Genomic DNA, 22,898 nt, shown 5'->3' with positions numbered 1-22,898 from the left:
GGCTGAAAACTCGGAGCCGACTTGCTGCGGCTGCGAGTTTCACCCCGGCACCACCGACATCTCGTCGGAGCCGAGCCGGCCGTCCTGCAACGTGATCACCCGGTCGGTGGCGGCCGCGGCCTCGGCGTTGTGGGTCACCATCACCACCAGCCGGCCCAGGCCCTCCTCGTGGGCGACCTCGCCGAGCAGGGTCAGGATCGCCGCGCCCGTCGTCGAGTCCAGATTGCCCGTCGGTTCGTCGGCGAGGATCAGCGGTGGGTCCATCATCATGGCCCGGGCCACCGCGACGCGTTGCATCTGGCCGCCGGACAGCTCGGATGGGCGGTGCTCGGTCCGGTTGCCCAGGCCGACGCGGTCCAGCAGCTCCACAGCCTGGGGTTTCACCTTGCCGAGGCGGACCCCGTCGAGCAGCTTCGGGACGGCGACGTTCTCCCAGGCCGACAGGGTCGGCAGCAGGTTGAAGAACTGGAAGACGAAGCCGACCCGGTGGTGGCGGAAGGCCGACTGCTGCTCGTCGCCCAGGGCACCGATCTCTTCGCCGTCGAAGGTGATCGAGCCCGAGTCGGGGGAGTCCAGTGCGCCGAGCAGGTGCAGCAATGTGCTCTTACCTGCACCGGAGGGGCCGATGATCGACACGAACTGGCCGCCGTTGAGTCGGAGGCTGATCTCGTCGAGAGCGCGCACGATCTGACCGCCGACCGTGTACTCGCGCACCACGTCGCGCAGTTCGATGGCCAGTTCGGGCATCGCAGCCTCCCGGGAGTCGGGATATGCGCAGCCTACGCCCGGCGCCCGCGTCCAACGTTGGCTTATGTGCGAGTTCCTGGCCGAACTTCGCACACAAGCCAACACTCAACGCGCGCTCAGTGTGGCGACGAACCGGGCCTTCTGGTCGCTGGCCGGGATGATGCGGGGGTTGGTCAGCAGGTAGCGCTGGCCGCGGTGTCTCACGCTGGCCGTTCCGGCGGCGCGGACATTGCGCACCCAGTCGGAGCGCTCGCCGTAGTTCAGCACGACCGAGACGGACTTGTGGTCGACGAACGCCATGACCGGGGTCCGGTATGACTTGCCCGACTTGCGGCCGGTGTGCTCGATGACGGCCATGTAGGGCAGCCACGGCGCCCACAGCCGTTGCAGTGGATTGGTGACGTACTTGTTGAAGTGAGCGATCACCCGCATCGCCCGAGGTCCCAGTGTTGCCGCGATCCGTTCGGCAACTACGGCAATCGAATTCGCGATACTGCTCGGCATATGCGGCCCCCGTCGCTGTCCCACCCCTGGGACACATTCAACCAAACCTGCGCCACCCCTCCTGCGTGGGTTTGGCTGAAGCACTCGGCTCAGCGTTGCGCGGGAATATGCGGGTGTTTGCCCCGGTTGCAGCGGCTCATGGCTGAAATCATGCGCCGGTGGGAGATGGGCGGGGTCGGTCGCGACGCGCTCCAGTTGCGTGAGGTGGCTGTCCCGGAGCCCGGTCCCGACGAAGTTCTGATCAAGGTGGCCGCGGTTTCCTTGAACCATCGCGACAAAATGGTGATCGAAACCGGCCGCGGGTTGCCGCTGGAATTTCCCTTCACGCCTGGGTCCGATCTCGCTGGGACGGTCGTCGCGGCCGGAGACTCGGTGACCCGATTCGCCGTCGACGATGAGGTGATCTCGGTATTCACTCCGGACTGGCTCGACGGCGCCCGGGCCGGCGATGCGCGAACGCCCTCGTACTGGACGCTCGGCGGGTTCTACCCGGGAGTGCTCGCCGAATACTTAGCGCTGCCGCAGGGTTGGGTGCTCCGGGCTCCACGGACCCTGTCGGCGGCAGAGGCCAGCACGCTACCGGTGGCCGGGCTCACGGCGTGGTTCGCGCTGGTGGAACGCGGACATGTGCGGGCCGGCGATGTCGTGCTGGTCGAAGGCACCGGCGGTGTCGCCTTGTTCGGGGTGCAGATCGCGAAGATGCACGGCGCCGAGGTCATCGTGTCGGGCAGTGCGGACAAACTGGACCGAGCCTTACAACTGGGCGCCGACCATGTCGTAGATCGGCGCAGCGCCGACTGGGCCGAGAGCATCCTGGCCATCACTGGCGACCGCGGGGTAGACCATGTCCTGGAGCTCGTCGGGGGCGCGCATCTCGGCAAGGCGGCGCAAGCCGTCGCGGTCGGTGGCCACATCCATCTCATCGGGGCGCTCGACGGGTTCGAAGTATCCACTCCGGTCATGCCAATACTGATGAAGGACATCACAATTCACGGGATCGGCACCGGGCATCGGCGCGCACTCAGCGACCTGGTCAGTGCCATCGACAGTACGGGGACGAACCCTGTGATCGGGGCGCGCTATCCATTTCATGATCTGCCAGCGGCGCTGGACCATCTCGATCGTGGCCCGTTCGGAAAGATCGTCGTCGAGCTGGGGTGAGCGCTGCGTCGGGTACTCGGGGCGGTCTGATGAGGGCGAACCGTCCTGAAATATGCTCTCCTGCGACGCCCCCATAGCCCAATTGGCAGAGGCAGCGGACTTAAAATCCGCCAAGTGTCGGTTCGAGTCCGACTGGGGGCACCGACGACGTTGCGGCTCGAACCACCTGTTCATGGCCGACCTGACCCGATCCACAGCCGGTGAACCGACATCGATCAGCACCTAAGAGAGTCGTGTCGATGCCCTGAATTAGAGTCAGAGCATGTGGACGTATTACCGAGTAGCTGGCGGGGGCTACGTCCGCCTTGACTTGGACACCCATGCTGCTGAGGAATTCCTCATGCCAGAAGCCGAGTGGGAGCCGTTGGACGCCTGGTACGTCGAGATCACGTTCAACGGCAATGGCATCGAAGTCCCTGAGAATGAAGCCTTGACAGCGATATGAGCGCTGCAGCAGGGGGTGCAATGAGGTATTGGATGCAGCAGTTCGGGCAGGGTGCCCTGCTGATTCGCGCTGTCTCCGATCCACTGGAGAACTTCGATGTCGTCCCCCAGACCTGGGACTGGGAGCGACGGCAGTGGGTCGACGACGACGACGTCATAGACGAAATGCAGTGGGATCCCTACATCCGGTCGGTTCCTGCGGGCCAGATCGCAGCCGCTGGCGCGTCAATCGAGTAGGTGCCCGAACCCGGAGTCGCGGAGCGAGTAGGTCATCATCGGTCCGGGTGGGTGCGTGGCCAGCCAGTCGCGGATGCCAGCCTCCTGGTCGGGGCCGGCCTCTGTGTCGAGGTGCAGGTGCCGCAGCAGGGCCTGCACCGTCGCAGGCACGTACTGGTCGACCGGAACCAAGTGCAGGTCATCCCAGAAACGGCTCACCAGTCCATCTTGCCGTACCTTGCCCACTGATTGCCCACATCCTGCCCACAGTTACAGATACTTTCAGTGATCTACCGTGATGCATTTCCGCAGGAAAACGGCTGTCTGGCAACGTGATCTGGGCCGCTACATCGGTTCGAGTCCGACTAGGGCACCGTAGGGGCGAGACGCGCGCAATACGCGCCCAGGCTTTTGAGCGCGGCGGCTGGCTGGATCGCTGTCTTATCCCAACCTGGCGAGCAACCGGACGACGAAAGCAGCTACAGGCGGGTGTGACCGGCTGATATTGGTGCGCCGTCAGCAAACCTCGGAGCGGTAAACTACCTTGCGACTAGGGATAACCGTCGTCGGGGGGATGACGCCGTGCCAGAGCCGCTGAAGGTCAGTCCTTCCGAATTACACGTGACCGTGGGCAACATCGACAGTCATGCCTCTGTGTTCGCACAGACCCATCGCAGCACACATGAACAAGCGGGTCAGGTGGCGTTAGGGGCAGGTCCAGCCAGCGCAGCACCACGAGCAATGCTGGCCGCCTAAGAATCCGACGCAATCAGTTTCGGTGAGCACTTCACTGATAGGACCACTATGAGAACCATCGCTTTCGCCATCGCAGGTCTCTCAGCCGCAGCCATGGTGGCTAGTGCGCCCCTGGGGAATGCTGACCCGCCGAGCTTTCCCGATCTGAGCCGCTACACCCCGGTCAACCCTCAGGACTACTCCATTGAACTCGCGAACCCGGGACGACCAGACCCGCAGTCGCAAATTTATTTTCTGACTCCCGACGGCATTACCTGCACATTCATCAACACTGCCGTGCGATGCACCGGTAATAACTTCCCGGCGGTGCCCCCCGCTGCCGACGATGGCAGTGTCAACAGGATCGGTACAGACATTGGCCTGAAGACCACGAGGAATCCAATCAAGCAAGACCCATCGCACCCGTTTAAGACATTGCCTCCGCTTCATTCCATCACGGTTAGCGGGGTGGCCTGTGGGGTGGACGACAAACAAACAACGGCGTGCAAGGACGCCCAGGGGCGGGGTTTTGTGCTATCGCCATCCTGGTCGGGCTGGCTGCCGCACGTCTAAACCGTTCACACGACACCGAGCGCCGTCTCACTCTTGCCTGTAGCCACACGAAGCACTTCTCGTTCCGCCACCTCGGCTCGAAACATACGACATATCAGGCATTCTCATCTAGAACTACCCCAGGTTTCTTCTGATCTCTTGGGAGATTGGAAGCCATGCCGTCATGGATTCCGCTGCGACTGTTGGAGAACCGCACGGTCCCGCTGCGCTACGAGGCGAAGAACGACGGATCGGGCCCACCGATAGATCGCGTAAGCAGCAGCGGCGCTTTCTCGCTGCCCAAGCCGGCGAACTCCGCTGTGGGTTCGCTGTGCGGTCACAAGGGTGGGCCTGAAATCCGCTGACGGCGGGTATGCCTCCCTAATGATCCGGTTCGGCGCCGTGGCGGCATTGTCGGTGTTGGCGGCGATCTTGGCTGCGGTGGCAGTCATCGGGTCGTGGGGCTGGTGGATCCTGGCCGCCGTGACGATGCTGCTCGCAGTGGTCGGCTGGTATGACCTCATCCAGCGGCGGCACTCTGTGCTGCGCAACTATCCCGTCGTGGGGCATATGCGTTACCTGCTGGAGGCACTGCGCCCCGAGCTGCAGCAGTACTTCATCGAGCGCAACTTCGACGGGCGCCCGTTCGATCGGGACGTGCGGTCGCTGATCTACGAACGGGCCAAGGGCACCGCCGCCGAGCTGTCTTACGGCACTGAGCGCGACATCCATGTCGAGGGCTACGAGTACCTGGTGCACTCGACGGCACCGATCGAGGATCCTCTGGAACCGTTCCGGGTACGCATCGGCGGCCCGGACTGCCGGCACCCCTACGACATGGCGTTGATGAACATCTCGTCGATGAGCTTTGGTGCCCTGTCGGGCAACGCATTACGCGCGTTGAACAATGGTGCCAAACTGGGCGGTTTCGCTCACGACACCGGTGAAGGCGGTCTGACGCCCTATCATCTGGGCGGCGCCGACGTGGTGTGGGAAATCGGTTCTGGCTACTTCGGCACCCGTACGCGCGACGGCGCCTTCGATCCGGATCAGTTCGCCGACAAGGTTGCCCATAACGCCGTCAAGTGCGTCTCGATCAAGTTGAGTCAGGGCGCCAAGCCGGGCGTGGGCGGAGTATTGCCGGCTGCCAAGGTCAGCGAGGAGATTGCCCGCTATCGCGGCGTGCCGGCGGGTCAGAAATGTGTCAGCCCGGCAGCACATTCGACGTTTCACACTCCACGGGAACTGGTCGGCTTCATCGCCCGGCTGCGTGAACTGGCCGACGGAAAACCGGTGGGGTTCAAGCTGTGCGTCGGCTCGCGAGTCGACATTCTGGCGATCTGCAAGGCGATGCTCGCTGAGGACATCACCCCGGACTTCATCCTCGTCGACGGCGCCGAGGGCGGAACTGCGGCCGCACCTCTGGAATACGAAGACCATGTCGGCCTGCCACTCACCGACGGCCTGATGACGGTGCACAACGCACTCGTCGGCACCGGGCTGCGTGACGTCATCCGGGTGGGTGCCAGCGGCAAGGTGGCTACCGGCACCGACATCGTCAAGCGCCTCATCCAAGGCGCCGACTACACCAATGCGGCGCGCTCGATGATGATGGCCACAGGCTGCATCCAGTCCCAGCGCTGCCACACCAACCACTGTCCGGTCGGGGTGGCCACCCAGGATCCGCGGCGGGCACGTGCCCTCGACGTCCCCGACAAGAGCCAACGGGTGTACCGGTATCAGCGTGCGACGGTGGCGCAGGCGATGCGCTTGATGGCGTCGATGGGCATCACTGACCCGGCCCAGCTTTCGCCTCACCTGCTGCGGAAACGGCTGTCCGCCACCGAACAGCGGTCCTACGCCGAGCTGTTCGAGTGGCTGCCTGCAGGGGCGCTTCTGAGCGAACCGCCGGAGAGCTGGCGGGCGGACTGGGAAGCCGCAGAGCCGGATTCATTCGCACCTATCGGGACACAACATATCTGACATCTGCTGGAAGGATTGCCATGCCTACCGTTGCCTCTGCCCTTGTATCGGCACTCGTTGAACTGGGGGTCCGGCAGATTTTTTGGGGGGGTAGTCGGTGATGCGCTCAACCCGATCACGAATGCCATCCGTACCCAGGAAGAACTGGAATGGATCGGCGTCCGGCACGAAGAGGTCGCCGCGTTCGCCGCGGGCGCACAGGCCCAACTGACCGGCTCACTCGGCGTCTGCATGGCGACAGTCGGCCGCGCGTGGCTTCTCGACGGTTGTTCCGGGCCAACACCAACACCAACGGCCACCCGAAACTCGGGTGGCCGTTGGGCTTGCAGACAGGCTTAGCCCTTGTCGAGCAACCGCTCGATGTTGTTGACCCCGGCCGGGGTGATGCCGGACTTCTCATCGCTGGCGAGCACGATGAAGCCCGGGCCCTGGTGGTTCTTGGTGATCAGCACGGTCTCGTTGCCCATCCCGAAGCTGGGATCCTGCTTCTTGATCGGCGCGACGATCTGGCTGTTCAATGCCGCGAAGAAGTTCTGGTCGATGTTGTCGGTGTTCCAGGTGCGGTAGCCGTGGGGGCTCTTTTCGATCGGGCCCGCCTGGGTGTGGCCGCGCACCCCGATCACCGAGGTCTTCCAGGCCTTCTCATCCCTGGTGACCTTGTGGTTCTTGACGGCCTGGTCGATGTCGGCGCGGGCGGTGGGGTCGAGCAGGGTCACGTGGATGTGCAGCTGATCCTGGCCGCGGTTGTCGGCGGAGTTGATGCCCAGCGCCCAGTCCGGGGCCTGGCCCTGGTTGCCCGGCGGCAGAATGCTGACCTGCTCGAAGGCGTCCTTGAAGTAGTGGGGAGCGGTGGCTTCCAGCAGGTTGTCGCATTCGATGCCGGTTTCGCGCGCCGTCGGGATCACCAGCAGGTCGGTCAGCTGGGCGGGGTGGTGTCCTTGCCGGACGGCGTAGCCGCGGGACTTGTCCCCGCCGGGGAACACCACGTCGATGGCGCCGTCCTTATGTGCTGGCGTGGCGTACCTGACGTCTTTCCAGAGGTCTACGTTGTCGTGCACGTTCCCGCACGGACCGAAGTCCGGGGCCTTTGCGCCGGCGGTCGGGGCGACGGCGAGTCCCATCACCGGCACGGCCGCCGCTGCGGCGATGAGTGCGGTGCGGCGGGCGAATCCGATGCGCTTGGTGGTGTTGTTCGTGGTGGTCATGTGGTGTTCCCCTCGGTGGGTGTTGGTGTGTTGAAAACACCATCCCGTGTGGGAGCGGCCGGGTCTGTCCGCTGGTCAGACCATGAATCGCCCGAATCGCGGGTCCACCGATCGGGGGAACGCCCCTACGATCGGTGGGTATGACCAGTAAGCCCGCATTGATTCTGGCGTTCGCGGCATTCGCCGCAGCTGTCCCTGCCGTCCTGCCGGCGACGGCCACCGCAGCACCGTGCTCCGATGTCGAGGTGGTGTTCGCCCGCGGTACCAACGAGCCTCCGGGCCTGGGCAGTGTCGGTGGTCCCTTCGTCGACGACCTGCGTGCGCGGGTGGCCCCGCGCACCGTCGACGCAACCGCGGTCGATTACCCGGCGACCAATGACTTCAACGTCAGTACTCCGGCCGGCACTGACGCGGCGCGGTCCCTCATCGAGTCCATCGCGGCCAGCTGTCCGAACACGAAGATGGTGCTCGGCGGCTACTCACAGGGCGCGGCAGTGATCGAAAAGGCCACCAACGAGGCGTCTCCTCAGGTCGCCGACCACGTCGCCGCCACCGCACTGTTCGGGACACCGCTCACCAGCTTCTCGGGGCTTCTGGCCGCCGGGCAGACGCTGCCGGTGCTGGCACCGCAGTACACGGCCAACTCCATCGCCCAGTGCAACGAGGGCGACCCGATCTGCTGGGAAGGCGGCTGGGACATGGGTGCCCACGTGTCCTATGTGCAGTCCGGAAAGGTCGCTCAGGCAGCCGATTTCGCGGCCGGCAAGCTCTGACCCTCGACCGAAAGTCAGTTGAGTCTTCGAACGTTCTGGGCGCTCACGGTGGAGCCATCCCACCGCAGATCGGCGGCCATCTTGATGGTGGGACAGCACTCGCCATCATCGGGACCGTTGGCCAGCCAGTTCACGTGCGCGACACCATCACTGATCGACAGGTCGGTCACTACCTCGCGGCTGTGCGTGAGGTCGCCCAGGTTCACCCCGCCCAACAGCGTCGGTCCGGCCGTGTAGAGCTGCACCGTCTCTGGCCAGGGCACCCCACCGGCGCTGCAGTCGGTCACCATCGCGGCATCGGTGTTGGTGCCGCCGGTGAGGTTGCCGAACGCGACCTTGTAGTTCCGGTCCGGCTCGTCGTTTCGCTGGGCGATCCTCACCGAACCGGGATGCGAATCCTGTGGCGGCAGTTGCCCGTTCACCAGCTTGCCCGGGTCGTGCTGAGACAGCGCCGGCACCGGTGCGGACAGCAAGTCCTGCAGCGTCACCGAGCTGCCGGCGGCCGGGGCCGCGGGAGACGGGTCGGCGCAGCCTGTCGCTGGTGCGAACAAGCCGACAACCACTACGTAGGACAGCCTGATCATCGCGTTGCCGAAGTTCATGTGCGCCCCTTACGCCGGCATCGCGGTGTCGACGGCTGCGATCAACCAACTGTCGATCTTCTCGGCGACTGATTGCCAACCAGGCTCGAGCATCATGCTGTGCCCCATCTCGGGAAACAGTTCCACGTCTGCTTGGTAGAGCGCGGCGACGGCAGATGCGTCCCCGTCGAAGCGCAAGCCATCGGCTTCCGCGCCGAGAACCAGCATTGGCGCTGTGACCAAGCGCGCGTTCGGAAGTTGATCCGTCGTTTCTCGTACGGCGAGCCTGCTCTCAGGCTCTAACCGGGCCAAGCTGGATTTGACGATCGAGTCGGGGCTCCTCGCAGAGAACACGAATTCACGCATCAAGGCTGGAGTTCCGAATAGATCGGCCGGATTGCCGAAGGTGACGCTACGCAGAACAAGCCACGGATGCCGGAGGAGGGCGCGGAGTGCCCACCGGCGCATTCCCCGCGGTGTACCGGGTGCCATGAGCGCGGCACCTGGGGCGCCGTGCGTGGCAAGGTAATTCAGCACCACCCAGCAACCCATGGAATGACCGATGACCACCGGCTTGCCACCGAGCGTGTCGGCAACGGTGTGGACGTCGTCGGCATAATCGGAAATCGAACAGGAATTGAGAGGCTTGGACAGGCTGCTGGCCCCGTGGCCACGAAGGCTCAGCGCGACGGCGCGGTAACCCCTGTCGGCAAAGTAGTCCAGGAAATGCTCGTCCCAGCACCACGCTGCGCTACACGCACCGTGAACGAAGAGCAGCGGCACGGGATGCGCTTCCGTGGTTGACCCTCTGTCGATCACTTCGATCATGCGGCATCCCATCGCCCAGGTAGCGCCATCGGCGGGGTCAGTTTCTCAAGCGCGGTGTGCCATACCGGCTGAAATCGGCAGATTCATCCAGCGCGCTCGCTCGTGACCCGTTCATACTGCACAGATGCGTGCCCGGGTCGGTATCGCAGCGCCGACGGCCGCGATCGCACTCTTGGCCGGGTGTGCGCCTGGAGCAGGGCTGTCCGACGTGAAGATCGTGATCGACGGCGACGTCCACACCCTGGCCGCGCAGGTCACCTGCACCAGATTCCCTGACGGCAACCTGCTGATCTACGCCTCGCCGTCGGCGACGAATCACCGACAAAGCGTCCGGGTGATGCTGGCGACGACACACCGCCTGGTCGTCACGGCGGCGGGATTCCATATCCCCGAGGGCAGTGGATTCACCAAGGACTCTCAAGAGATGACGGCCATCAAGGTCGACGACGTCTACACGATCAGTGGCCGGATGCCTGCCGGGGAAGGGCCGGGGTGGCGCCAGGTCAAGATCGAGATAGCCTGCCCGGGGTACCAACAGCCGAAAGGTCGACCCGACACCGTGCCGGCGATCGGGAGCCCTTGACCAGACATGGTCGGCAATCATCTGCATCCCGTGCCCTCACAGGCGATACTGCGTCTATAGCGAACGATCAGGGGAGATTGGAAGTGGATTCGCGCGTCGGTACGACGTTCGGCAAGTACTCGATCACGCGCCTGCTGGGTAGAGGCGGGATGGGGGAGGTGTACGAGGCCTTCGATGCGGACAAGAACCGGACCGTGGCCTTGAAGATCCTTGCCGATCAGTACTCCAACGACGCCATCTTCCGTACCCGCTTCCAGCGGGAATCGCATGCGGCGGCGGTCTTGCAGGAACCGCACGTCATCCCGATCCATGACTGGGGCGAGATCGACGGCAGCCTCTACATCGACATGCGGTTGGTGCAGGGTGCGACGCTGTCGGACCTGATCTCCGATGGTCCGCTGGAACCGGCGCGGGTGGTGGCCATCATCAGCCAGATCGCCGCGGCCTTGGACGCGGCGCACGCGGCGGGGTTGATCCACCGCGACATCAAGCCGCAGAACATCATCGTCACGCCGGCCGATTTCGCCTACCTCGTCGACTTCGGCATCGCCGAGAGCCAGGGCGACAGTCGGCTGACCACCGAGGGATCGCGTATCGGCACCATGAATTACATGGCGCCCGAACGGTTCACGGGCCAGACGGTGACGCCGGCGGTCGACTCCTACTCGCTGGCCTGTGTGTTGTACGAGGCGTTGACCGGTCACCCCCCGTTCGCCGGCGACAACCTGGAAAATCTGCTCGCAGCACACATTTCCGCACCGCCTCCGCGTGCGAGCGTCACGAATCCCACGGTGCCCTCGACTCTCGACGATGTGGTGGCCCGGGGTATGGCCAAGGACCCCGACGACCGGTACGGATCCGCGGGCGCGTTGGGCCGGGCGGCCCAACGCGCGCTGCAGGCCGGCTCGGCGCCGACGACCCTGCCGCATCAGGCGTCGACGCTTGCCGCCCCCACGGTCGGTCCACCGCCGGTCCAACGTGCGGAGCCCGCCCATTCCGAGCCGCGCCGTCGGGGCTGGGTGCTGCCAACCGTCATCGCCGTGGCGGCCGCGCTGATTCTCGGCGGCCTCGGCGTCGTGATCGGCATGCTTGCCACCGACGCCGGCCAGCCTGCGGACACCCCGCCGTCCGCGTCTGGCAAGGATGCGGGGCAGGACGGAGGTACGCTGCCGCCGCTGGTCACCGGTCCCGATCAGAGCAGCCTGCACCAGACGTGCGACGACGGTTTCGCAGCCACCACGGCCAGCGGGTTCGGCAGCCGCGCTGGACGCGGAACACCGGAAACCTCATGCCTTTTCACCAACAGCGTGCTGACGTCGTACTGGGCCGAATACGGCAACGCGAGCCCGCTGCCGCGCGCGGTGTCGGCCCCAGGTGCCGTGGACTGCGGCCGGGTACCCGGGGCACTGTGCGACGGCTCCAATTTCCTGATGCACTGCCAGCAGTCCCCGGGCGACAACTGGATCACCTGCACGGGCGGCAAGAACGCCCGCGTCTATCTCTGGTGAGCCGGGCAGTCACCGGCGGGCAGCGCCCCCAGCCGTTGTTGCAGCCAGTTGGCCATCGTGGTGAGCGCGGCGGTGCCGTCCTCGAATTTCCCGGAGAACGGCAGGGCGGCGAGCGCCACGGCCACCGTCCCGGACGGGGTGGTCAGCACCCCGATCTGACGCACCAGGTAGCCGCCGGTGGGTGTGGGGCCCCAGCCGCCCTTGAACCGGCTGCCGCCGATGGTGCCGAGGCCCCATCGTTGATCGGCCTCGACCCGGCCCATCAGGTCGAACACCGGAGCATTTGCCTTGTCGCACACTGCCACCGAGATGAACCGTGCCTGATCCTCCAGTGGCCAGTCGGTCTGCCCTGACGCGCTGAACTCGGGCCGTACTCGTTGTGATTGGACGATCGTCGGGTCACCGGTCTGCCGCAGGACCGCTTCGACTTTATTGGCAGCTTCGGCGGGGGTGCCCAGGCTCTCCCAGATCGTTTCGGCTGCCGCATTGTCGGATTGGGTGATGGCGGCCGTCATCGCTTCTGTGATCTGTGGCGGCACCTGTGCGCGCAGCGCGGCGATGATCAACGGCACCTTGATGGTCGACCAGGCGGGACCGCTCTGCCACTGCCCCAATGACATTGGTTCCTGCCCCGGCCCGACACCGCTGAGCGCGATCCCCGCCGTGGCGTGCAGGTCACCTTCCAATTGGGCGAACTCCGCCGCCAGCGGCGCGATGGGGGAGGAGTCCCGCGGGTGCGGCCGCCCGCCGAGCTGGGTCCCGATGATGACTCCCGCGGCGAGCGCGATCGCCGCGAAGACCGCGATCAGTGCCCACAACCGGCCGCTGCGCATCGATGTCACGGTGCAGCGCTTTGAAGTTCGAAGGTGAACTTGCGTCCGCCGATGCGGATGGGGTCGCCATCGCCGACGGTGGCGCTGGGGTGGATGCGTTCCTGCCGCACCTGCACACCATTGGCCGACTGCAGGTCGGTGATGACGAAACTGCTTCCGGTGTCGATGATCACGGCATGGTGGCGGCTGATCTCGGCGTCGTCGAGCACGATGTCGTTGTCGGGCAACCGGCCGATCCGGGTGACGTTCGGCTTCAACGGGTATCGGTGTCCGGCGGCATCACGCAGCGCGGCAGATGTCGCACCTCGGCTGGTGGCGGTGCGTCCGGCACTGACGGTACGTGCCGCGGTGGCCATGGCGACCTGCCGGATGTCGAGGCGCTCCTGACGCAGGATCCGCGCATGCAGAGCGCTGAGCGTGGGCCCGGGGTCGATGCCGAGTTCCTCGGCCAGTACCGATTTGACGCGCCGGTAGGCTTCCAGCGCATCGGACTGTCGCTCCGCTTGGTAGTAGGCGGTGATCAGTTGAGCCCATAAGGGTTCGCGGTACGGATGCCTGGCGACGAGGTCTTCGAGGTCGGCGATGACGGTTGCGGCGCGCCCGCAGGCGATCTCGGCCTCGGCGCGACTGGTGTGTACCAGCACGTGGTCCTCGGTCAGGGCCGCGGCAAAGGTGTCGGCGAATCGGAATCCGCGGAGATCCTCGAGGACGTCGCCGCGCCATTGCGCCAGAGCCGCGGCCAGGTGTGTGCCGGCTGACTCGAACCGTCCGGCCGCGGCGGCGTTGATCCCCGCGGACTTCTCGGCGATGAACCGGTCCAGATCGCAACTGCCGGCGGCCACGTTGAGCCGATAACCGGGAGCCGCTTTGACGAGCGCCGCGGGCGCCTCCGGCTCACCAACCCCGAGCAGACGGCGCAAATTGGACACGTGGGTGTGGATTGTGGCGCGGGCCGCGGGTACCGGTTCCCCGTCCCAGACGGCGTCGATCAGCGATTCGGTGCTGACCGCCCGATTGCGATTGATGAGCAGGAATGCCAACACCGCACGCTGTTTGGGCGTACCCAGCGCGACAGTCGCGTGGTCCACGGTGACCTGCAGCGGGCCCAACAGGCCGAACCCGACACGAGGTTCACCCATCGCTTGCCTTCCCGGTGTTCGGCGCGGTCCGCATCCCATTGTGACGCCAGGCGGCGCTACCGCAAGGATCCGTTGAGAATCCTGCAAGGTGTCGGCGTCATCGTTTCGGCATGACCACGATTTCGCACCTCCCCGCCCGGTACGACGACGCTGCCGGGCTGGATTCGCTGCTCGACGACTTGGCCGGCGTCGCGGTCAGGGGCGAGGTCCCGGGGCCGGACCTGCTGACCAGGGTCGCCGATGTGCGGCCGGCGTTGGCCGCGATGGCGGCCGTCCCCAACGATGGTGAGCCCTACTCCCGGACGATCCTGCGCGTCGATGACGCGGTCGAGATCATGCTGGCCCGGTGGCGACCCGGACGACGCTGCGCACCCCACGACCATGGCGGGGCAGGCGGTTTCGTCATCGTCCTGCAGGGCCGGTTCGAGGAGCGGCGGTTCGACTGGGACGGTCCACGGCTGTCCGTCGTCAGCAGTACCGAGCACCACACCGGCGACGTCACGAGCATCACCCGCGACGTGATCCACGATATGGCCGGCTTGGATGGGGGATTGACCCTGCATTTCTACAGTCCGCCCGCGACCAGCATGCGGGTGTTCGATCTGGATCGTTCCGAGATGTTGGAGTTGGTCGGCAACTATGGAGCCTGGATTCCGCGAGAGCCGCACCCACGCGTCCCGTTCGCCCGGATATCCCCCGAAACACCGGCTGCACCGGTGATCTGGGTGGCCCACACCACGCACTACCGGGGTGGATCAGCAGAGTTCGCGGTGGCCGCGGCGACCATGGCGCGTGAGCTGACCGCCGCCCATCCCGATGCCGAGATCATCGTGTCCGGCCTGCATCACAAGGCCGACTTCACCGCGCAGCTCACCCGACTGACCGAGGCAGGCCGCGTCATCGACCAGTTGCACCTCATCAGCCATTCCGGAATGTACGGCCCGATGTTCGGATCGACCGACTGGCCCGAGCAGTTCTCACCGCACGAATGGCGGTCGATGACAATCCCGTTCACCGCCACGGGCCGCGCCTACTTTCATGCCTGCCGCACCGCACGCTGGTTCGCGCCGTTCTTCGCCAACGTGTTCGGTGTACCCGCGTTCGGAAACCGCAACTACACCACGGTGTCGACGCGCAAGGACCGGTTCTCCTGGGCGGGCCGTCGCCCGTCGTCGCGCTCCGACCTCTATCTGATCGACGCGCCGGGACGGAAGTCGCATGGGCCATTGGGAGCCGCTCGCAAGTACCTCGGAGCCGCAGCACAGCCACCGGTGCTCAGCATGCCCGAACCCGCCGGTGCTGTCGGCTCGTACGATCCGGTGGCCGAGCTCTATGACCGCGCCTACGCCGATATCAGGGTGCGCGGCACCGAGTGGCGGTGGATATCCGAACGCGCCGCCCTTGCCCGGGCCGAACTCGGCCGGGGACTGCGGATACTTGAAATCGGCTGCGGCACTGGTGCGTTGTTGCGTGCCTTGGACGACGACGGCGTACTCGACTTCGGCATCGGCGTGGACATCTCCTCGGGCATGCTCGCCCAGGCGCGCACCCGCGGTAGGCAGCGCTCCCGGCTGCGGTTCACAGCTGTCGACGGTCCGCAGCTCGACCTCCCCGACGATCACGTCGACGTGGTGATCTGCTTTCTGTCGTTCCGGTACCTGGATTGGGATCCGGTGATGGCCGAGATCCGCCGGGTACTGGCGCCCGGCGGACGGCTCTGGGTGGTCGACATGGTGGAGCACCCGATGCGGGTTCGCGAACTCCCGGTGCTGGCCCGGTCGGCGCTCGAGCACGTGCGCACCCGTCGGGCCCGACCGCAGTTCGCCGCCGATCTGACCGCCTTGACCAGCCATCCCGCATGGCGGGAGATGCTGCGGCACAATCCGATCCGCGCTGAGCACGAGTACCGCTGGTACTTCGCCAGTCGGTTCCCCGGCACACAGCTGCGGCTGCTGACCGCGACGCCGTCACAACGGGTGATGGCCTTCGACTCCGGACCCCTCGACAAGGGGCTCACGGCCCCGCTCACCTACCCATGACGCCGCCTGCGTGCCTCGGCATCGTCGACTGGGGCATCGGAGGCATCGGGCTGGTGCGCGAACTGGACCGGCAAGTGCCCGGATTGCCGGTGCTGTACTGGTCGGACGCCGGAGTCACGCCCTACGGCCGGATGCGCAGCGCGGACCTGACGGCCCGGCTCCACGCCGTGGTCTCCGAGCTCGCCGGCCGCGGGGCCACCGAAGTGGTGCTTGCCTGTAATGCGGCGAGCACGGTGGCTCCGCGCCTGAGCCGGGCGCCGGTTCCGGTGGAGGGCATCATCGGTCACGGCCTGGCGTCGGTGCCCGACCACGTCCGAGGACCCGTCGGCGTGGTCGGCGGGCGACGCACCATCGCCAGCGGCTGCTATCGGCGCGGGCTGGCCCGGCCCGGCCGCGAGGTGCTGTCCCGGGTGGCGCAACCGCTGTCGGCCCACATCGAGGCGGGCAGCACCGGCTCACCGGGGTTCGTCGCCGACCTGCGCCGGATCGTGGGCCCGCTGCAGCGGGCCCACGCGGTGGTCTTGGCGTGCACCCACTATCCTGCCGTGAGCGACTGGTTCGCCGACGCCTTGCCCGACGCCACGCTGATCGACCCGGCCCAGCGACTGGCCGCCGCGATCGCCGCGCGCCATCCCTCCGCACAGGCTGGCCCAATGGCCGCAAGGGCGTATCTGACCAGCGGCGATGCCGCAGCCATGCGGCGAGGTGCGGCGCTGGCCTGGGGAGTGGAACTCGTCGCCGAACCGGCCGCAACCGCCGACGAACTCAGCACGAGATTCCATTGAGAATTCCGCAAGACGGTCCCCGCATGCTCAATGCCATGAGCACACAACCGCGTCACCTCATCCCGTTCGTCACCGCGGCGGCGGCCCTCATCGCCCTCCCTGCCACCGCGAACGCCTGCCCTGCGCCACCCAAGTTCGTCACCCCGTCGGGCAACATCTGGTGCCTGGTCCCGAACGGCTTCGATGGCAGCAACGGCGTCGTCTGCGAGATCCGGGACCACACCTACAACCCGCCGGCCAAACCGGCGGACTGCCACCTGGACTGGGGCGACCGCGTCAGCCTGAAACCGGGTAGCGCGCCCGAGGTGCACTGCCACGGCGACACCATCTTCGACAACGGAATGCCGACGCTGGCGTACGGTCAGACGCGCTCGGCCGGACCGATGAAGTGCGAGTCGCAACCCGCAGGCGTCACCTGCACCGACACCGGCAGTGGACATTATTTCCGGATGTCGCGAGATTCGCTCGAACTCGGTTAGGACTCTCGCGAAGGTCGTTTGCGCCCGGATCCACCGAACACCCCGTCGGGGAGATCCCGGGCCCGCAGCTGTGAACTGCGCGCCAACTCCGTTGTGGCCCGCACCCGCGAGGCGACCGACCGCGACGAGCGTGCGTCGAGCACCAGGTGTTCGGGTACTTCGAATATCGAGATCGACAGATCGCTCGGGGCGAAGGTGGCGAGTGCCTCGAGGGGGACGCGAATCGCAGTCTCCCAGCTGGATTCACGCACGACCCGGTGCCCGCGGAAGTCATCGGCCGAATCCGCCGGGTCGGGAATGCCGATGCTGAGCCCGGGGTCGATCAACGGCTGCAGCGCGATCACCTGATCGCCGACGCGCACCTCGAGAAACGTCGAGCCGCGCACCTCAGCCTCATTCGGAGCAGGGGCCTCGACAACGGCACTGTCCAGCACGGTGATTCGGCCGCGGCGGACCTGCAGACGAAGGCGGACACTGCGGGTCTGATCGCCCGCTTCGGGTTCCGGTGCCACCTGCGGACCCCATTTCCTCTTCGCGGTGGTGCCACGGCCGTACAGCGCCTGCGACGCTGTCACCGAGGGCTTGCTACGGCCAGTCTGCTCCCTGCGCAGCGCCGACAGCGTTCCGCCGTCTTTGGCCTGACCGCGGGCGAACCCGTCGATGGTGGTGCCCAACGGCCGTCGCCGGCGCAGGTTCTTCGAAGGCCGTTCAGTCGAATCAGTCATCTTGGTCTCCATCACCAGTTTCTGCCGTACCGGTAGTTGTGCACCCATTTGTTGTAGATGCAGTTCAGCCTCAGCGGCTGGACGCCGCGGAATGTGCCCAGCCAGTCACGGTTGTGCACCAGCACACGGTCTGGACCGCGCAGGATGATCGGGCCGGGCAGTATCTGGCGTCCTTCGCCCACCGGTGGACGGAACCGCTCATAGGTGGGTACCCGGTTGAAGACGTTCGATGCGCCCAGGTGCCACTCGCCGATCCAGTCCTCCCGGAAGTCTGCCGACAGGTTGGCGCCGCTGGAGATCATCCGCCCGGCGTAGGTGTGCGACCAGTCGACCATGTTCCAGGCGAACAGCCCGACCTTCCCGCTGCCGGTGAGGTCGGCGGCCAGGAACTGGTCACCCTGACGCATCCCGCCCCAGCCGGGGACGTCGCCGTCGAACATTCGGCTCCGGGTGAAATCGCTTCCCGTGGAGCGGAACATCGCCAGGTACGGGTTCGCCCAGTCAGAACCGTTGAAGAGGTACAGGTCGTCCTTCCCATCACCGTTGAAGTCTCCGACGATGAATCGGTCGTGCTCGGCGAATCCACCCCAGCCTGGAATGTCGTCCTCCCACAACCGGATGCAGCTGAACGCTCCACGCCTCATCCGGAACAGGCCCAGGTACCTGCTGCTCCAGTCCTTCGCGTTCCAGATGAGCAGGTCGTCGTGGTTGGTGCCCCCGAAATCGCCGACGAAGATCTGGTCGTGGCGGGCCAGCCCGCCCCACCCGGGGATGTCGCCGTCGTAGCGGCGGCTCTGGATGAATCCGGTGCCGGTCGACATCAACGTCGCCACATAGGGCGTCGACCAGTCGTCGAAGTTGTAGATCAGGAGGTCGACCTTTCCGTCGCCGTTGAAGTCACCGGCGATCAGCCGATCGTTGCGCGCGAACCCACCCCACCCGGGGATGTCCCCGTCGTAGCGGGCCAGCACGCGCATCGTGCCGTCGGTGTTCACCTTGATCAACGCCAGATACGGGAAAACCCAGTCGGTGGAGTTGAACACAACCAGCTCGTCGCGGCCGTCACCGTCGAAGTCCGCCGCGAGGTAGGTATCGCCGGGGCGGATGGCCCAGATGCCGGGGACCGCTGCGGCGGTGGTCTTCTTGTGTTCCCACCGGTTGCCGTCGGCTCGGTACACGGTCAACGCACGATTCTCGTGGACGATGAATTCCGAACCGACAGCGGAGGTGAACCGCCCCGGGACCGCCTTGCGGAAGTCGTGGTCGGCGGCGAAGCGATAGTTCTTCTTGAGTTCGGTGTAGCAGACCGGGCAGAAATCCGGGACGTTGCTGTTCATGCGGCAGTCGATCACCGGACGGTAGATCCCGGTCTCGAACGTGTGGCCGCCCTCGAACAAGCCGGCGTCGGAGGCGTCATCCCACCCGGCGGGCTTGGTGCCGACGGTCCACCCGGCGGCCGCTCCCACACCGGTGGGCACCGGCGTCGAGGGATTGACGAAGTTGTTCCATTTGAGTTTGGAACGCTTGGTTTCGAGCGTGACGTTCACCCTGCCCGGATCGGAATCGGTGAAGGCCCCCTTACCATTGGCGCTGTACTCGTCAGCGAGATTGCCGAAGCCGTGCCCGAATTCGTGGGCGATGGTTGACCAACCCTCGTTCAGCGTGACTTTGAGGGTGGTGCCGGTGCGCAATCCGCCCGGCTTCTTCGAGTTGACGATGATCAGGGTGAAATCCGCCCCCGGGGCCCACTTGTTGATCGCGTTGCTGATCCGGGTACTGGTGCCGGTCCCGTCCTCGAACCAGTTGTGCCACCACGCGCCGTTGGCGATGATGTTCAGCGCGGTGTCGAAGATGCTGTCCGTGGAGGTGTCATCGGAGATGTCGGTCGGCGTCCCTGCGTCGTTCCACGTGCGTTCGCTCGCACCTGAGTGTTTCGATTCGAGGTTGACGCGCCGGATGTTCCACGCGGCGGCGTCTTCGTTGTAGTAGCTGGCCGCCCCGAAAACTCGCTTCATCACGACGTCACGCACGTAGTTGTTGTAGATCGTCTGGTCGGCGCCCGCCGCGAAGCCGTCGCCGAGAATCGCCAGCGTCTTCTTGAAACTGAACAACCCTGTCCCAACGTCCTGCAGGACGGTCACGCTGTCAGCCATCTCGGCCCCCACTCATCCGGTGAAGTTCCAACGATGCGCCGTGGTGGGCGGAAGGGAACGCGTAGTGCGCTACTCGACTATTGCCCAGTTCAACTGCGTCGCCGAATCGCATCCGTGAACCGGGGGCCTCCCGCTAGCGTGACAGAGGTCGGCGTCGATGTAACGGGGGGAAGAATGACGCGAGTAGTGGTGTGGGTTGGTGCCGGGGTGTTCACGGCGGGATTTTCGGCGGCTGTGCTCGCCGGGGCGGGTGCCGCTCACGCCGACGACGACGGCGGGTCGAAGCAGGACAGAAAGCCATCGGCGAGCCAGACCAATTCCGCCAAACAGACTCACCAGCGGACCGTGCGCGCGGCGAAACAGCGGCCGACGGCCGACACCAGAAAACGCGCGGCCCACACCGACGAGTCGGGCCAGTCTTCGCGCCAGTCCGCTGATTCCGTCCGGACCAAGGCGCGCACCCTACTTCGGGACTCGGCCCGCGACGCTCGGAAGGCGGTGCACGACCTAGGTGCCGCCACCCGCGACGCCGCTGAGGACGTGAGCCGCGAAGTCACCGGGAAGGTGCCGGGCACCGCAGAGGTCCGAGCCCGGCCGCCGATCAAGATTCGACCGGCACTCGCCGCCGCGCCGGAGGGTGCGACCACGCCGGAATGGCGGCTGAGGCAGCCAACGCAACTGCGCGACAAGCAGATCGGTCCGGCACTGCGCGCCTCCGAGGAATCAGCGACTCCAGCGCGACCGGACCCCATCGAGGCGATCCACGATGTGATCCGCAGCCTCGGCGCCCTGACGCTCAATCCCGAACCGCAGAACTATCCCAAGCCGCTGTCGGTGATCACCGGCGTCGTGTTCGATACCGTCGCCGCCTTGGAGCGAATCGTCGGTGGCGACCCGGTGGTCCCGCCGGGTCTGCGTGACTCGGTCGAGGTCAGCACCTCGACCCTGGTCATCTCCGAAGGCCATGAAGTCGAATCCAACTGGTATTTCCCCACATCCGCCAACGGTGAGCCACCGACCCGGTTGATCTACCTGCAGCACGGCTTCCTGGCCAATGGGCCGCTCTACAGCTACACGGCCTCCTATCTGGCTCAGTCGACCAACAGCATCGTCGTCACCACCACGTTCACGTCGAACCCGTTCGAGGCCGACGGCATGTGGCTCGGTGGCGACAACCTGCATGAGGCGGTCGCCCAGCTGTTCCTCGATCCTGACCGCACCGCGCTCAACGCCAGCATGGACACGGCCGAGCTGAAGGCCGGCCGCACCGAGAATCTCGATGTGCCGATGCAGTTCGTCCTCGTCGGGCACTCGCTGGGCGGCGGGTTCGCCCCTGGGGTCGCCGGGTACTACGCCGAGGGTTTGACCCGACGGCGCGATCAGGGGCTGGATGCGCCCAACGACCTTGCCGGCGTGGTGATCTACGACGCGGTGCCGATGGGCTCGATCATTCCCGACGCCATGGAGCGGCTCGACGAGCTGGAGACGAACGGGACCGCTGACCCCAGCGACGACGATCCCAACGACTACATCCCGATCTACGAGATCGGTGCGCCGCTGAACTTCCTGAACGTGTTCAGCGACGTCAACGACCAGCTCACGGAAGCCAGACCGGGACAGTTCACCGGCGTCGTGCTCGAAGGCGGCGTGCACATGGACCCCATGCAGGGCGGCAATCCGTTGATCCAAGCCGCCGCGTACCTCATTGCCGGTTTCCCGCAGCCGCAGAACCCGCTGGCCGTGCGTGAGCTGTCCGCCGGGTGGATCAACGACATGTTCGACGAGAAGATCGACCCCACCACCGGGACGTGCCACACCGACTGTGCCGGGCAGTACGGCGACGGCGACGACTCGTTCACCATCTCCACCGACAAGGGCGACGCCGTGGCGGTGCTGATCGGCACGCAAAAGGCCACTGATCTCACGTCATTGCGCGCCGTCAGCGCCACTGACTTCATCTCCGCGATCCCCGCCGGCGTACTCAACGGCCTACAGACGACTTGTGATCTGTTCACCGGGGACAAATGCTCGGTGTAGCCGGCGCTACTCACCGCAGATTGTGCGCATCGATGTGCGGTCGCGTTCGGCGACATCGGCTGGGTTCAGCCAACCCTGGCCTTCGAAGTAGTAGGTATCGGAGGGATGTTGCGCGGACTCGCTGATCGGGACGGCGAGTTGGGTGGACTTGCTCCACACGAGTTGGTTGCTTCGGTTGGTTGCCCTGTCGGTTTCTACAAGTCGGAACAGCACCGACTTGGCTGTGCGCCAGTCGAAGTCCGATGGCAGCGGATGCGTCACGGTGAATTCCGGATCGTTGCCACCCAAGCTGAGGTATTCGACGTCCTCGATGGAATGCTCGGTTTTCCGCAGTATCGCCTCGGCCTGTCCTGGTTGGAAAGTGAGAATCACCCCGGAGTCGAACGGACATGGGGAGCCGGTCCAGAATCGGAGAGTGCCGTCAGTGACGCGGACTCCGACGGCCGCCTTGATGCCCTCACCCCTGCCGGGATCAGCTGTGCAGACTGTCAGGAACTCCTTGCCGTCTCTCGCGGCGACCTCGGTCGGGTTGAGCCACCCGAGGTCGGGAAAGTAATAGGTGTCCTCGGGGTGTTCGGCTGAATGCTCGGTGATCTCAGTGGCGATTGGTGTGAACTGCAACCCGCCGATCCCCCGGGCATAGGGAGGGCCGGCAACTTCAAAATCGATGAATTCCGCTCTGCGCCAATCGAACCCCGGTGGCAAGGAGTCTTTCACGTTGAAGCCGGGATACGGACCATCAAGGGTGAGGTGGTCGAACTCGACTCCAGGTGTCAGCCCGTCGTCGTCCATATAGCTGGGCGTATTGAGCCGCAATTGTTTGTCGCCGGTGCCCTGAGAGTTGAATCTGACGACGACCTGGGTAGTACCTTCACATTTCGATCCGGT

General features: G+C 65.6%; 24 protein-coding genes, 1 tRNA gene and 1 pseudogene. 15 read left to right on the top strand and 11 right to left on the bottom strand.

Translation table 11 applies throughout. The annotated features are described in order from the left end of the window. Positions 1-39 precede the first annotated feature (39 nt). Both AC4LGL_RS16880 and AC4LGL_RS16875 read right to left on the bottom strand, forming a co-directional pair. Positions 40-747, bottom strand: a complete 708-nt coding sequence (locus tag AC4LGL_RS16880; protein WP_491839778.1) for an ABC transporter ATP-binding protein — start codon at positions 745-747, stop codon at positions 40-42. 105 nt (positions 748-852) lie between these two features. Next, positions 853-1,179, bottom strand: a complete 327-nt coding sequence (locus tag AC4LGL_RS16875) for a nitroreductase family deazaflavin-dependent oxidoreductase (protein WP_491839926.1) — start codon at positions 1,177-1,179, stop codon at positions 853-855. Positions 1,180-1,389: 210 nt separating this feature from the next. Between AC4LGL_RS16875 and AC4LGL_RS16870 the strand changes: the two genes are divergently transcribed. The 4 genes from AC4LGL_RS16870 (at position 1,390) to AC4LGL_RS16855 (ending at position 3,093) form a co-directional block, all read left to right on the top strand. Then, entirely contained in the window at positions 1,390-2,412 is a 1,023-nt protein-coding gene (locus AC4LGL_RS16870) for a zinc-dependent alcohol dehydrogenase family protein (protein WP_491839777.1), read from the top strand. Positions 2,413-2,479: 67 nt separating this feature from the next. Next, positions 2,480-2,553, top strand: a tRNA-Leu gene (locus AC4LGL_RS16865). A gap of 121 nt (positions 2,554-2,674) precedes the next feature. Then, complete coding sequence (locus tag AC4LGL_RS16860; protein ID WP_491839776.1) at positions 2,675-2,857, top strand: hypothetical protein; 183 nt, start codon at positions 2,675-2,677, stop codon at positions 2,855-2,857. A gap of 20 nt (positions 2,858-2,877) precedes the next feature. Then, positions 2,878-3,093, top strand: a complete 216-nt coding sequence (locus AC4LGL_RS16855) for a hypothetical protein (RefSeq protein WP_491839775.1) — start codon at positions 2,878-2,880, stop codon at positions 3,091-3,093. Here AC4LGL_RS16855 and AC4LGL_RS16850 read toward each other — a convergent pair. Beyond that, complete coding sequence (locus tag AC4LGL_RS16850; protein WP_491839774.1) at positions 3,082-3,291, bottom strand: hypothetical protein; 210 nt, start codon at positions 3,289-3,291, stop codon at positions 3,082-3,084. The genes AC4LGL_RS16855 and AC4LGL_RS16850 overlap by 12 nt on opposite strands. Positions 3,292-3,876: 585 nt before the next feature. Here AC4LGL_RS16850 and AC4LGL_RS16845 point away from each other — a divergent pair. The 4 genes and pseudogenes from AC4LGL_RS16845 to AC4LGL_RS16830 all read left to right on the top strand — a co-directional run bounded on the left by AC4LGL_RS16845 (position 3,877) and on the right by AC4LGL_RS16830 (position 6,681). Then, positions 3,877-4,380, top strand: a complete 504-nt coding sequence (locus AC4LGL_RS16845; protein WP_135362363.1) for a hypothetical protein — start codon at positions 3,877-3,879, stop codon at positions 4,378-4,380. A 155-nt stretch (positions 4,381-4,535) separates the two neighbouring features. Then, positions 4,536-4,607 (top strand): annotated as a pseudogene (locus AC4LGL_RS16840) (dihydrofolate reductase family protein); the annotation flags it as partial. A gap of 136 nt (positions 4,608-4,743) precedes the next feature. After that, on the top strand, positions 4,744-6,342 hold the full coding sequence (locus AC4LGL_RS16835) for an FMN-binding glutamate synthase family protein (RefSeq protein ID WP_491839773.1): 1,599 nt from the start codon (positions 4,744-4,746) through the stop codon (positions 6,340-6,342). 15 nt (positions 6,343-6,357) lie between these two features. Continuing rightward, complete coding sequence (locus AC4LGL_RS16830) at positions 6,358-6,681, top strand: thiamine pyrophosphate-binding protein (RefSeq protein WP_491839772.1); 324 nt, start codon at positions 6,358-6,360, stop codon at positions 6,679-6,681. Here AC4LGL_RS16830 and AC4LGL_RS16825 read toward each other — a convergent pair. Next, complete coding sequence (locus AC4LGL_RS16825; RefSeq protein WP_491839771.1) at positions 6,678-7,547, bottom strand: CDP-diacylglycerol diphosphatase; 870 nt, start codon at positions 7,545-7,547, stop codon at positions 6,678-6,680. The two genes, AC4LGL_RS16830 and AC4LGL_RS16825, sit on opposite strands and share 4 nt — an antisense overlap. A gap of 140 nt (positions 7,548-7,687) precedes the next feature. On the opposite strand from AC4LGL_RS16825, the gene AC4LGL_RS16820 reads away from it, so the two are divergent. Next, complete coding sequence (locus AC4LGL_RS16820; protein WP_491839770.1) at positions 7,688-8,320, top strand: cutinase family protein; 633 nt, start codon at positions 7,688-7,690, stop codon at positions 8,318-8,320. A 14-nt stretch (positions 8,321-8,334) separates the two neighbouring features. On the opposite strand, the gene AC4LGL_RS16815 is transcribed toward AC4LGL_RS16820, so the two are convergent. Beyond that, entirely contained in the window at positions 8,335-8,922 is a 588-nt protein-coding gene (locus AC4LGL_RS16815) for a hypothetical protein (protein WP_491839769.1), read from the bottom strand. Positions 8,923-8,931: 9 nt separating this feature from the next. Next, on the bottom strand, positions 8,932-9,729 hold the full coding sequence (locus tag AC4LGL_RS16810) for an alpha/beta hydrolase (protein WP_491839768.1): 798 nt from the start codon (positions 9,727-9,729) through the stop codon (positions 8,932-8,934). Between the two features lie 124 nt (positions 9,730-9,853). Between AC4LGL_RS16810 and AC4LGL_RS16805 the strand changes: the two genes are divergently transcribed. Next, on the top strand, positions 9,854-10,312 hold the full coding sequence (locus AC4LGL_RS16805) for a lipoprotein LpqH (RefSeq protein ID WP_491839767.1): 459 nt from the start codon (positions 9,854-9,856) through the stop codon (positions 10,310-10,312). An 83-nt stretch (positions 10,313-10,395) separates the two neighbouring features. Then, on the top strand, positions 10,396-11,820 hold the full coding sequence (locus AC4LGL_RS16800) for a serine/threonine-protein kinase (protein WP_491839766.1): 1,425 nt from the start codon (positions 10,396-10,398) through the stop codon (positions 11,818-11,820). Here the strand turns inward: AC4LGL_RS16800 and AC4LGL_RS16795 are convergent. Together AC4LGL_RS16795 and AC4LGL_RS16790 are read right to left on the bottom strand one after the other, a co-directional pair. After that, positions 11,808-12,653 (bottom strand): serine hydrolase, encoded by an 846-nt coding sequence (locus tag AC4LGL_RS16795; RefSeq protein WP_491839765.1) that lies wholly within the window; start codon positions 12,651-12,653, stop codon positions 11,808-11,810. The genes AC4LGL_RS16800 and AC4LGL_RS16795 overlap by 13 nt on opposite strands. Positions 12,654-12,658: 5 nt before the next feature. Further along, positions 12,659-13,792, bottom strand: a complete 1,134-nt coding sequence (locus AC4LGL_RS16790; protein WP_491839764.1) for an AfsR/SARP family transcriptional regulator — start codon at positions 13,790-13,792, stop codon at positions 12,659-12,661. Between the two features lie 110 nt (positions 13,793-13,902). On the opposite strand from AC4LGL_RS16790, the gene AC4LGL_RS16785 reads away from it, so the two are divergent. The 3 genes from AC4LGL_RS16785 to AC4LGL_RS16775 are packed head-to-tail and all read left to right on the top strand — an operon-like array spanning position 13,903 to position 17,095. After that, positions 13,903-15,831: a methyltransferase domain-containing protein gene (locus AC4LGL_RS16785; RefSeq protein ID WP_491839763.1), complete on the top strand. Its 1,929-nt coding sequence runs from the start codon at positions 13,903-13,905 to the stop codon at positions 15,829-15,831. Then, the gene (locus tag AC4LGL_RS16780; protein WP_491839762.1) at positions 15,828-16,616 is read left to right on the top strand and encodes a glutamate racemase; all 789 of its coding nucleotides are present in this window, start codon (positions 15,828-15,830) and stop codon (positions 16,614-16,616) included. The genes AC4LGL_RS16785 and AC4LGL_RS16780 overlap by 4 nt, the downstream gene beginning before the upstream one ends. A gap of 35 nt (positions 16,617-16,651) precedes the next feature. After that, on the top strand, positions 16,652-17,095 hold the full coding sequence (locus AC4LGL_RS16775) for a DUF6636 domain-containing protein (protein ID WP_491839761.1): 444 nt from the start codon (positions 16,652-16,654) through the stop codon (positions 17,093-17,095). Here AC4LGL_RS16775 and AC4LGL_RS16770 read toward each other — a convergent pair. Together AC4LGL_RS16770 and AC4LGL_RS16765 are read right to left on the bottom strand one after the other, a co-directional pair. Beyond that, the gene (locus tag AC4LGL_RS16770) at positions 17,092-17,820 is read right to left on the bottom strand and encodes a hypothetical protein (protein ID WP_491839760.1); all 729 of its coding nucleotides are present in this window, start codon (positions 17,818-17,820) and stop codon (positions 17,092-17,094) included. The genes AC4LGL_RS16775 and AC4LGL_RS16770 overlap by 4 nt on opposite strands. Positions 17,821-17,831: 11 nt before the next feature. Further along, positions 17,832-19,973: a M64 family metallopeptidase gene (locus AC4LGL_RS16765; RefSeq protein WP_491839759.1), complete on the bottom strand. Its 2,142-nt coding sequence runs from the start codon at positions 19,971-19,973 to the stop codon at positions 17,832-17,834. A 174-nt stretch (positions 19,974-20,147) separates the two neighbouring features. On the opposite strand from AC4LGL_RS16765, the gene AC4LGL_RS16760 reads away from it, so the two are divergent. Continuing rightward, positions 20,148-22,010, top strand: a complete 1,863-nt coding sequence (locus AC4LGL_RS16760) for a hypothetical protein (protein ID WP_491839758.1) — start codon at positions 20,148-20,150, stop codon at positions 22,008-22,010. 6 nt (positions 22,011-22,016) lie between these two features. On the opposite strand, the gene AC4LGL_RS16755 is transcribed toward AC4LGL_RS16760, so the two are convergent. Next, a complete protein-coding gene (locus AC4LGL_RS16755) occupies positions 22,017-22,802 on the bottom strand; it encodes a hypothetical protein (RefSeq protein WP_491839757.1) in 786 nt (261 codons plus the stop codon). Positions 22,803-22,898: the final 96 nt, after the last annotated feature.

The organism is Mycolicibacterium arcueilense, assembly GCF_058536225.1.
Note: the sequence above shows the minus strand (reverse complement) of the source record. Positions and strands in the feature narration are given on the sequence as shown.